Source organism: Acinetobacter sp. WC-141, assembly GCF_000313935.1.
Lineage (GTDB): Bacteria > Pseudomonadota > Gammaproteobacteria > Pseudomonadales > Moraxellaceae > Acinetobacter.
On sequence record NZ_AMSS01000085.1, the window covers coordinates 1 to 10,526 of the forward strand.

A 10,526-nucleotide genomic window follows, 5' to 3' on the forward strand; every position below is an offset into this window, starting at 1 on the left:
TTATCTGACGTACAGCGTACATACTCATTTTTATACCCTGAGCTTGTAAGTATTTGGTTAATCGAATATAACCATAGCTCTGCTTTGTCTCCTCATGGGCTATTTTCACCAATATCGTCTGTTGATTTCGTTGAATCGTTCTTTTGCTCACGCCTCTCTTGAGCCAATCATAAAAACATGAAACTGAAACATGAAGTAATCGAGCCATTAAGGTAATTGGAAAAGAATATCTTTTTTGTTTCATATAGGCGTACCTTACTGACTTTCTTTGGCAAAGTACGCTGCTGCCTTTTTTAAAAATTCACGTTCCATTTCAGCTATTTTGAGCTGTTGTTTGAGTTTTTTATTTTCTTCGAGTAGAGCGTTTAGATCAGGTGAATACTGTTTTGTACCTGCTAAAGTTCCAGCCTTTGCTTTGGTATTCCAATTTGAAAGAGTTTGCATTGAAATGCTAAGTTGTCTGGCTGTTTCCGAGACATTGCCTTGATTGGCTTCAATTAATTTGATGGCTTCAGCTTTAAATTCTGTGGTGTAAGTCTTGTGTTTCTTGCTCATGGTAAACTCCTGATGAGTGTGTTTAGTTTACCAAGTTAAAACCTCCTGTTTTTTCAGCACACATCATGTTTTATCACACAGTGAATGGTTAGTAGGAGACTCCCAGACAATTGCAGACATTGCGGTGGCCGCACAACTCGGTGAAGTGATTCGTACAAGCAAAAAATTTGGTAAAGAAATTTTGGATCGTCCATTTATTGCATTATGGTATAAAAAACAAACAGGGTGAAATGACTATGACATTAGCAACACCGGATAAAACATTAGATTGTGTAGTTGTTATTGGCGTTGGGGCATCACAAGGCATTGGTGCAGCTGTGTGTCATCGTTTTGCCAAAGAAGGTTTAAAAGTTTATGTCGCTGGGCGTACTTTCCAGAAAATTGAAGCCGTAGCTGCCGAAATCCATTCGAAAGGTGGGGACGCTGTCGCATTTCGTCTGGATGCAGAAGATATAAAGCAAGTACAAGCTTTGTTTGACACAATCATTAGTCAAAATGAACGTATAACTGCTGTCATTCATAATGTAGGGGGAAATATTCCCTCGGTGTTTTTGCGGAGTCCGCTGTCGTTTTTTACTCAAATGTGGCAATCCACTTTTTTATCGGCTTATTTAGTTTCTCAAAGCTGTCTAAAAATCTTTAAAGATCAAAATCACGGTACGCTTATTTTTACGGGGGCAAGTGCTTCTTTGCGTGGGAAACCTTTTTTTGCTGCCTTTACGATGGGTAAATCTGCCTTACGCGCTTATGCATTAAATCTAGCTCAAATTTATAAATCACAAGATGTACATATTGCTCATGTAATTATTGATGGAATGGTCGATGGCGATAGAGTGAATAAAGCATTATTTGGCTTAGGGCGTTTAGCTCGTCTTACCCGTGGCACAGGTGGACTCAATATTGATGCAATTGCAGAAAACTATTGGAGGCTATACCAACAAACACCGAAGCTTTGGACACATGAGCTGGATTTACGTCCTTATCAAGAAAAATTTTGAGAGACTAAAATGCTAAAAAAAATATTTCAGAGATTTCAAAAAAAGCAGGGCTGTGTGGTCGTTGCTAGTCATGATTTACATCTGCTTGAGCGTGACTTTGTAATTTTAGATAAAAACGCCCAATTCCCGTTACATCTTTATCAAGTTGTGCATGATTCGGCTGTACAAAATATGCAAGCTCATTCTATACATGATGGTGTGACAGCAATCCATTTAAACTTAGCGAATGCAGATCACTTAAAAAGTTTAGTGCGTTATATTGCTAACCATGGCCACAAAATTGAACTATGCGTGTTTCAGCCAAACTTTTCATCTTCACCAAATATTGAGGCTTTATCTTTAGAAGAGATTGAACACCATTGGCAAACCACAGGTTTGAGTGCGGTGAATGTAGCGCAAGCTGTCCTTAAACCGATGTTAAAACAACAGCAGGGTACAGTGATTTTTCTTGGCGCGCCAAATAGTAACTCGACTCATTACGATGTATTGAGCCAAAGCATGTTCGCGAGTATTCGTGCTTTAGCGCAATCATTGGCAAGAGAGTTCCAGCCTAAAGGGATTCATATCACCTATTGCATGGTTGAAAAATGGGATGGGCAAAACCGACATTTTATTTCATCGCTTAAACAGGTGTGCCAACACATCTATCAGCAACCTGATTCGGCATGGAGCCAAGAACTTAGCCTATCTTGAAGTTTTACTTTTGCAGGTTGTTAAAATACAGTACTGATCTGGAATGATGACATAACAATAATTTCGATAGGTATTTACATGGCAAAAATTAAGAGTGCTTCGCAAGTAGTTAAAGCGGTTTGTACGTTGACAGCTTTCACGTGTGTTTCTTCATTAGCGCAAGCATATCAATATGATCAAACGGCCCGTTTAATTAACGAGCGTTTATCTTATATGAAAGACGTCGCGGGTTATAAAGCAGAGCAGCATTTGCCGATTGAAGATTTAACTCAAGAAAAGAAAGTTCTCGATCAGTCTGTTTCCGAGGCGGAATCTTTTGGCTTAAATAGCGAAACAGTGAAACCATTTATTGTGACGCAAATGAATGTTGCCAAAGCAATTCAGTACCGATATCGCGCAGACTGGTTGTCGAGTCCGGAAACCAATTGGAGGCCTCAAGATTTAGCAGAGGTACGTTTAAAAATTAGTACGCTAAACACTGAACTTTTAAAAAGCATTGCCAATGAACTCAAGCAAAATAACAATAAAGCACCTCATAGCTGTAGCTACATGTGGTCTGTTCGACATCCTCAAATTAAAGAGGCTGACAAAAAAGCTTTATGTATGACATTAAATAAAATTAAGTTAAGAGAATGAGTTTCTTAAATCGGAGTATAAATTTGTAGAATAATACTTGGATAAGTAGTGAAATACTTTTTAGGGAAACGCTTTTTCCCTAAAAAGCGTTTACATTATTTTTTAATTTATTGAACAATTAATAAAACAGCGAGAATGAAAAATATACAGCCACTGATTTTATTTAATCTGGCAAAATTATTTCCAGATAGCATTTTTTCCTTAAAGATTGAAGAAAAATTAGCATAGACCAGATGAATTAAGAAGCCGATAAGGCAAAAGGTTAAAGATAACACTAAAAATTGATTTATTATTTTTTCTTTTATATCAATAAATTGTGGAAAAAGAGCGATAAAGAAAACAATAGTTTTAGGGTTTAGAAGAGAAGCGAACAAACCTTGATAAAATAATTTGGACTTTCTAACAGTTTTTTCACTTGTTTCGGTATCTAATAAGTCTTGAGAAGGGGACGTTTTCACAAAGTTCTTATAGCCTAGATACATTAAATAGAATGCACCTATAAATTTTAAAACAGTAAAAATAGTGGGATTACTAGTAATAATTAAACCAACGCCACTAGCCGAAATGACTGCAATGACAAACATACCAATAATTAAGCCAATAATGCCAAATAATGCGGTACGAACACCGTAATTTATTGAATTTGTCACTGTAAATAAGACACCAGGCCCTGGGCTTGATAATGTAAGAAAGGCAATTGTTATGAAAACTAGTAAACCACTCACTTAATATATCCTTTTAAAAATGAATTATTTATATTTAAAAAGCCTTCTGATCTTTCTCAGAAGGCTTTTAATTTTATGCGCTTGCCAATTCTTTAACTGAATCTAAAGTACTTTTATCTCTCACCTCAAAGGCAACAAGACCTTTCCAATTATTTCGATTAATAGTCTCGATAAAATCAGAATAATTTACAGTACCGCGGCCAATACTAAAGTGTTGATCTTGCTCACCATTGTTGTTGCTAAAAGAAATACCCTTAATTTTTTGATGGTATTTTTCTACAACAGCAATAGGGTCACCTTCACCCACATTTGCATGGCCTGCATCTAAAAAGAAATAGACATTTTTATGATCAATTTTGTTGAAAACATAATCGTACTCTTCCATATGGGTAAAGACATAATGGAACGGACGATAGTGTTTATAGTTTGATAAATTCTCTAAATAAATATCAACTGATTTTTCCGCCGCATATTCAGCGAGTTCTTTAATAGACAAAATATAGTTGTCTAGAGCTTTTTGTTTAGCGAGGACAATTTTTTTAGGTTCAACAATACCACCACCATGAATCACTAAAGGTGCACCAATCTTTGCGGCAATATCAATCTCTTGTTTAACATATGCCACAGCAGCTTCACGTAAATAATCTACATCGCTACCTAATGGGGCTTTAAAATTACCGTGGAAAATAGGTTGAACATTATATTTTTTTATTAAGTTATTTAGATTCTCAATTCGTTCAGAAGACCAATCTGGAACCATTTCTCCATGTAGACTTCCATCTACATACCAGTGAGTACAACCATCATTAAATGCCTTAACAATCCCTTCTTCGGCTGGTAAATACTGCTGATGTGCGATTCCAGAAGCAAAGTTAAGATAATTATTTATTAAAGGCGAATTCATTTTTATGTTCCTGATTTATTGAAGATATTTGGAGTATAATTATTTATTCACTACTTACCCCGCCGCCATATTATTTTTATTCTCTTGTAAAAATACATCAGACTAAAGTTGTATTTTTATCTAAAAATTATATGTGTATATAGACAGGTCTGTATGTGGCAAAATATATCAATTAATAGAATATTTCTTTACAAATAAAATTAAGAATATAGCTTTTTCAAAAACTTATATTATTTTTAATAAATTATTATTGGCATTTTATTACATTTTTTTATGTTTAATTAATAACCGGATAGAGTTTTTATCTATTTGATAGATTAAATTATATTCATCAAAAATGTATTATTTTCTCTACTACAGTTGAATTATTAAAATTTAATCTGAATTTAAAACCTAAATTACCATTTTTATTATTTCAGGGGGTAAATGAGAATTGTTTTGTATAGTTTGAATCTTATTGCAGATAATATTTTTAATTCAAATTGTCCTAGGGGAGAATGTGGAGGGGTGAAATCATTCAAGAGCCATAATTGCCATTCTAAATCATTAATAGATGAAGTAGTTAGATTGGGTTCTAGTAATAGTTCTTCTGAGTGCCTGTATAGTGGAACAAATAATTGGATCGGATCTCGTGAAGGGACTTATTACATTAGGTGGTAATAAAAGATATCGATAATTAAGGTCAAATGCTAAAAAGTAATTGTTATTTAAAGATCTTTTTATATTCAATACTATCACTACTTCAATTTAGAACATTGACACCCCAAATCTCTCCGATTATCCTTTGCCTGCTGGCCACATTGCCAGTCGGTTTTAGCAGACCGTTTTCATCTAGATCATCAAAAGAGCAATTTTTTGGTGTCGAACTCGTTCGTCTCCCTTCGTAGCGGTAGGACGGAGGAGGGACGCCTTCGGGCGTGCCGGTTCCTAGATGACTGGTCTGCTAACCCTTCTTCGTTCTGCCACCATAATCATTTAGCAGTGATTTGGTAGAACTTCTATTTCATCTAGGAGTCCGCTATGCGTACTATTTTTTCTTTATTGGCCTTTGCCAAAGTCTCTTTATTCATTCTATTTAAACAGTCTTTCAAACGGTTTAATCGACTCTAGGTTTTCTACATCTTAAGAATCGGTACGACTAAAAAAATCATAGCAACAATAAACCTGAGATAGGCGAGCACACCATTTTTGTGCCGCTTTTGCCTGCCTGTTTTTAGCGCTCAATTTAAGAGTGACGGCATTTCTATCTCTTTTACAGACAACAAAAATTATTTTAAACGGTATAACTATGCCAAATTTAGAAGCATCATTTAGAGCACTTCGCGTGCTACATGCGGCAAGAGATTTGTTTAATCAATATGGCTTTAATAATGTCGGTGTAGACCGAATTATTGATGAAGCTAAAATTCCCAAAGCTACTTTTTATAACGACTTTCACTCAAAAGCACGACTTATCGAGATGTGTCTCACTTTTCAAAAAGATGCGTTAAAAGATGAGGTATTTTCTATTATTCATTCGTACTGTGAACTTATGGTGTTCGATCAGCTCAAGAAAATCTTCTTTTTACATGCTGATTTAGAAGGGTTTTACCATTTGCAGTTTAAAGCCATTTTTGAAATTGAAAAGCTTTATCCCACGGCTTATAAGGTCGTGATTGACTACCGAAACTGGTTTATTAAAGAAATTTATAAGTTGCTTTTAACCGTAAAAGCGACTGCTACAGTTGAAGATGCGCATATGTTTTTATTTGTGATTGATGGAGCAATGGTCCAGCTTTTAAGTGCAAATAAGATCGATGAAAGAGATAAATTATTAGAATATTTTATGTCGACGCTCGCTTAAATTGATCCATATTCTAGTGTTTAACTTATGAAAAAGCCCTCCGAAGAGGGCTTTTTTCAACTTAATTGAGTTTTAAAAATCAAAAGAGGTTTGTAGATAGAACGTACGTGGCAGCCCTACATACTTACCACCAGTAGAGTCTGTTGAACGAGTAAAATATTGCTTATCAAAGACGTTTTTGATTCCGCCAGCAATTTTTAAACCTTTAACTTGTGAACTTAAGTCATAAGAGGTACGTAGCGCAAAAGTGGTGTAACCTGCAATATCTCCATATTTACCATCAGCAGTTTCTTCTGTTTGATAGACATTACTATCTGGAAGATCTGGTGAATGCTGCTTAGACTGCGCAAACATATCCGCATTTAAAGACCATTTATCCACGGTATAACCTAACCCAACATTACCGACATGGCGCGAGTAAAATGGTAGGTCTTTATCTTTAAATTGACCCGCTTCAGCTACTGCTTTGGTGAAAGTATAGTTGCCATATACTTTTAAGCCTTCCAGTGCATCAGACAATTGACCGAAATCATAGCTAATACCCGTTTCGACACCTTTATGGCTGGTTGCCCCTAAGTCTGTCCAGATCCCGTTATTACCAGCATCACGAACCAATGAAAGCTCTTTATCAAAGTCTAGATAGAACACGGTAAATTCGGCATTTAAACCATTGCCTAGATATTTGGTTCCGATTTCATAGTTATTCGATTTTTCTGGATGTAAACCTTCGGTTGTAGCCGTTGCGGTTGTTCCTTCAAGACGTGCTAATTGACTGTATTGCTGTGGACCGAAAGATACACCAGCGTTTGCAAATATATTCCAGTTTTCATTTGCTGAGTACATGACAGACAAACTTGGTAAAAACTCATCTGAATCAATTTTTGGATAAACAGTATTGGCTTGTCCTTTATTATAACCCGTGAAATTATTATGGGTCTCAATTGATTCGAAGCGAACACCTGGTGTTATTGTCCAGCGGCCAAGTTCCATACGGTTGTCGATATATACTGCATGTGCTTTAGTACCACCTTCGCTGCTACTACGTGGCGCAAAATCTGGCACTGATGAACCTGCTGCATAAGAAGCGGTACGCCCAGCAAATTCAGAACTTTCTTCTTTTAAGTAGCGATAGCCTACCGTTACTTCGTTTTGAGTATTACCTAGTTGGTAAATACGAGAGTAGCGCGGTTCAATCGCATAGACTTTATAATCACGTGGAGCAGAGTCGAGACGCTTGTCACCATTCGCTAACACGGTCTCAAGATTACTTGTGCGGAAAGAATCAATGTAATAGCTTAGAACTTCGAAGTTATTTTTTTCATCTTTATGGTTATAACGTAAAGAGACATCAGTACGTCGACCTGCAAAATAGTTTTTTTCACCAGAAGATTGATAAGGATTTTCTGCGTATTGGGCCTGAGTTAAACCCTCTGGCATTTCGCCTCGACCTTCATAATGGTGCAGATTTAAAGCAACTGAGTCTTTATCACTAAATTGATAAGCAGACTTTAACATTACATCATCGATATCAATTTTATTGTTGGCTTCTCGATAACCGTTTCCTTTAGTCCCTGAATACAAGAGGGCAAGGCCTAATCCGTTGTCTAAAGTTCCCCCAACAAATAGATTAGGGCTCAGTTTTACTTGGTCAGTACCAGATGCATATTCTGAAGTTAGGCTAACAGTTCCACTAAAATCTTGAGGAATGGCGCGAGTCGCAAAGTTAATAATTCCGCCTACGTTTTGAGGCCCAAAACGAACTGATCCCGCACCACGTACAACGTCGACTGATTCAATATTACCAATTGAAACAGGTGCTAAAGATAACTGTGGCTGACCATAAGGTGCAAATGAAAGCGGCACACCATCAACAAGAACTGTTGAGCGAGGTGATAGGCGAGATGCTAAACCGCGAACCCCAATATTGAGAGAGACATCACTACCACCTGTGCCGCTACTGTCTTGAGCCTGAACTCCGGGAACTTGCTTTAGAGCTTCGCGAATTGATGTTGCAGCTGTTTCATCTAAACGCTTGCGGTCAATAATAGTTCGAGCACCAGCATGTTTATGAACAGTTTCAGCATTTGCTTCTTCTAACCAGTTGCCTTGTGCCTTAATAGTAATGGTTGGTAATGCACTGGTAGTTGTATCTTCGGCATGTGCAGGAAGAGCGAGATAAGTACAAGCAATTCCGATTGCATAACTCAGTGTAGAAAATTTAAACTTAAAATTTGGTAGTGAAAGGGGGCTTGAGCGGTCCATGTTTATGTATCGAAATCCTAAACGATAATTATAATCATTATAGCGAAAAAGTAACAAAATTTTATAAATGTGCTTTAATATTTTTAGAAAAACTAAACATACTTTTTATCTAATCATTTTCATAGAAAAGCCCTCAAGGAGGGCTTCGAACTTATCTAAAATTAGGTGTGTCTAAAATTTTGTAGACCTTTTCTTTATATACATCATTAGAAATAACGCCTTTATCTCGCTGGTGTTTTAGCGATTTAAATTGCTGGCCACGAATTTCTCTTTGAATACCTACATTATCATGATTTCTAATGTAGTAAAGACTACGGTCATGATCACTCATATTCACTGTTTCATCAGTTGAGTACGACGGCTTAGTTTCCTTTTCTTGATATTGTTTTGCAATTTCAAAAAAATCTACATTTTGATGATGAGTGGCAGAATTAGAAAAGTCTTTTTGTTGCTCGTTAAATTTATGGTCTTGAGAACTCGTATTCACTTCAAGCATGCTTTTATGCTTATTAAAGTTAGGGCGATGATATTCTTGTTTCATTTGAAATGTGTTTGTTTCAGAAAATGCCGCGGGAGAAAAAAGAATAATATTTAAAGATAAAAAATTTAATAAAAATCTATTCATTTCTTTTGAAGTCCAATTGAAATTGAGTAAATCACTGTATTGTAACATTAAATTTAAGTTTTTGAAGATTCAATTTTTAGAGTATTTGATCATCTGTTCAATAACACGGTGTATGGATGCGTGTAAAAGCCAAGTGTAAGAAAGGCTTTTACACTCATTTTTAATTTTGTTTTAAATATTCTTCTTTTAATTTATCCAGAAAAATAAATAGATTTTGATTCATTTCTTGGTAGTCATGGTAATCCTCCCATAAATAACCGAAGTTAAAAGTAGAGGTTAAGCAGCCATTAGAGGTGGCTTTCCTTTGTTAGCTTGATGTGGTCTTTCATGGTTGTAATGCCACAACCAGTTTGTTGCATAATCTTGTACTTCATCCAAAGTATCAAATAAATGCTTGCTCAGCCAACTATAACGTATGGTCCGATTATAGCGTTCAATATACGCATTCTGCTGTGGCTTACCCGGTTGAATATATTCAATACGAATACCGTGCTCAGTAGCCCAGCGCACAAATTCGTGACTGATAAATTCGGGACCATTATCGCATCGGATCACTAACGGTTTTTCTCTCCACTCCAGCAATTGATTCAACGTACGAATAACCCTGATTGTGGGCAATGAGAACCCTGCTTCAATGGCTAGGCCTTCGCGGCGGTAATCATCAATCACATTCAATAATCGAAACTTGCGACCATCGGAAAGCTGATCATGCATAAAATCTAATGACCAAACCTGATTTTCTCGGATTGGTTCTTTCAATGGTTCAGGCGCATGCCGTTTTAGTCTTCTTCTCGGTTTAATACGCAGATTCAGTGCCAACTCACAGTAAATGCGGTAAACCCGCTTGTGATTCCAGCAGCAACTCTCAACATGCCGTAAATACGAGAAGCACAAACCAAAGCCCCAATCGGAATTTTCCTCAGTGAGTTCAATGAGCTGTTCAGCAATGAGTGCATTGTCATCGCTGAGTTTGGCTTGATAGCGGTAGCAGGTTTCACTAATGCCAAATGCTTTACAAGCCAAACGAATACTAATGGCATGCTGGGCAACTGCCTGTTGTGCCATCTTACGCCGGCAAGATGGCTTTACCACTTTTTTGCCATCGCTTCCTGGATGATTTCGGCCTTTAATCGCTCTTCCGCATACATCTTTTTAAGTCTGGTATTTTCGGCTTCTAGCTCTTTCAGTCGAGCCATTAATGATGTATCCATACCACCATATTTGGCACGCCATTTATAAAAGGTAGCATTACTCATGCCGTGTTCACGGCAAAGGGTCGCTACAG

9 protein-coding genes and 3 pseudogenes are annotated in these 10,526 nt (G+C 36.7%); 5 read left to right on the forward strand and 7 right to left on the reverse strand.

Translation table 11 applies throughout. From position 1 onward, the window contains the following. A pseudogene (locus ACINWC141_RS19865) lies at positions 1 to 555 on the reverse strand (IS3-like element ISAba22 family transposase); the annotation flags it as partial. A 67-nt stretch (positions 556 to 622) separates the two neighbouring features. Between ACINWC141_RS19865 and ACINWC141_RS19870 the strand changes: the two are divergent. From ACINWC141_RS19870 to ACINWC141_RS16030, 4 genes and pseudogenes are all read left to right on the forward strand, one after another. Continuing rightward, positions 623 to 784: pseudogene (locus tag ACINWC141_RS19870) on the forward strand (glutathione S-transferase family protein); the annotation flags it as partial. 7 nt (positions 785 to 791) lie between these two features. Continuing rightward, a complete protein-coding gene (locus tag ACINWC141_RS16020) occupies positions 792 to 1,553 on the forward strand; it encodes an SDR family NAD(P)-dependent oxidoreductase (protein ID WP_009392913.1) in 762 nt (253 codons plus the stop codon). A 9-nt stretch (positions 1,554 to 1,562) separates the two neighbouring features. Then, positions 1,563 to 2,246, forward strand: coding sequence for an SDR family NAD(P)-dependent oxidoreductase (locus ACINWC141_RS16025; protein WP_009392905.1), 684 nt, complete (start codon positions 1,563 to 1,565; stop codon positions 2,244 to 2,246). Positions 2,247 to 2,324: 78 nt separating this feature from the next. Beyond that, positions 2,325 to 2,882 (forward strand): chorismate mutase, encoded by a 558-nt coding sequence (locus ACINWC141_RS16030; RefSeq protein ID WP_009392915.1) that lies wholly within the window; start codon positions 2,325 to 2,327, stop codon positions 2,880 to 2,882. A gap of 107 nt (positions 2,883 to 2,989) precedes the next feature. Here the strand turns inward: ACINWC141_RS16030 and ACINWC141_RS16035 are convergent, their stop codons facing one another. After that, complete coding sequence (locus ACINWC141_RS16035) at positions 2,990 to 3,607, reverse strand: LysE family translocator (protein ID WP_009392922.1); 618 nt, start codon at positions 3,605 to 3,607, stop codon at positions 2,990 to 2,992. A 73-nt stretch (positions 3,608 to 3,680) separates the two neighbouring features. Beyond that, positions 3,681 to 4,511, reverse strand: a complete 831-nt coding sequence (locus tag ACINWC141_RS16040; RefSeq protein ID WP_009392914.1) for a sugar phosphate isomerase/epimerase family protein — start codon at positions 4,509 to 4,511, stop codon at positions 3,681 to 3,683. A gap of 1,288 nt (positions 4,512 to 5,799) precedes the next feature. Here ACINWC141_RS16040 and ACINWC141_RS16045 point away from each other — a divergent pair. Continuing rightward, complete coding sequence (locus ACINWC141_RS16045; protein ID WP_009392929.1) at positions 5,800 to 6,354, forward strand: TetR/AcrR family transcriptional regulator; 555 nt, start codon at positions 5,800 to 5,802, stop codon at positions 6,352 to 6,354. A 72-nt stretch (positions 6,355 to 6,426) separates the two neighbouring features. On the opposite strand, the gene ACINWC141_RS16050 is transcribed toward ACINWC141_RS16045, so the two are convergent. The 4 genes and pseudogenes from ACINWC141_RS16050 to ACINWC141_RS16060 form a co-directional block, all read right to left on the reverse strand. Further along, a complete protein-coding gene (locus ACINWC141_RS16050) occupies positions 6,427 to 8,616 on the reverse strand; it encodes a TonB-dependent receptor family protein (protein WP_009392917.1) in 2,190 nt (729 codons plus the stop codon). 151 nt (positions 8,617 to 8,767) lie between these two features. Further along, complete coding sequence (locus ACINWC141_RS16055) at positions 8,768 to 9,289, reverse strand: hypothetical protein (protein ID WP_034678950.1); 522 nt, start codon at positions 9,287 to 9,289, stop codon at positions 8,768 to 8,770. Between the two features lie 112 nt (positions 9,290 to 9,401). Beyond that, positions 9,402 to 9,479, reverse strand: a pseudogene (locus ACINWC141_RS19880) (glutamine amidotransferase); the annotation flags it as partial. A gap of 38 nt (positions 9,480 to 9,517) precedes the next feature. After that, positions 9,518 to 10,526, reverse strand: a protein-coding gene (locus ACINWC141_RS16060; RefSeq protein ID WP_155757872.1) for an IS3 family transposase whose coding sequence is annotated in 2 segments (ribosomal slippage) — positions 9,518 to 10,341 and positions 10,341 to 10,526 — 1,010 coding nt annotated over the 2 segments. Because the reading frame shifts where the segments join, the coding sequence is not laid out codon by codon here. This gene is flagged as partial in the annotation.

Coding starts and splice junctions, on each gene's coding strand:
- ACINWC141_RS16030 (WP_009392915.1), top strand. CDS start 2,325: ATGGCAAAAATTAAGAGTGCTTCGCAAGTAGTTAAAGCGGTTTGTACG.
- ACINWC141_RS16055 (WP_034678950.1), bottom strand. CDS start 9,289: ATGTTACAATACAGTGATTTACTCAATTTCAATTGGACTTCAAAAGAA.
- ACINWC141_RS16025 (WP_009392905.1), top strand. CDS start 1,563: ATGCTAAAAAAAATATTTCAGAGATTTCAAAAAAAGCAGGGCTGTGTG.
- ACINWC141_RS16020 (WP_009392913.1), top strand. CDS start 792: ATGACATTAGCAACACCGGATAAAACATTAGATTGTGTAGTTGTTATT.
- ACINWC141_RS16040 (WP_009392914.1), bottom strand. CDS start 4,511: ATGAATTCGCCTTTAATAAATAATTATCTTAACTTTGCTTCTGGAATC.
- ACINWC141_RS16045 (WP_009392929.1), top strand. CDS start 5,800: ATGCCAAATTTAGAAGCATCATTTAGAGCACTTCGCGTGCTACATGCG.
- ACINWC141_RS16050 (WP_009392917.1), bottom strand. CDS start 8,616: ATGGACCGCTCAAGCCCCCTTTCACTACCAAATTTTAAGTTTAAATTT.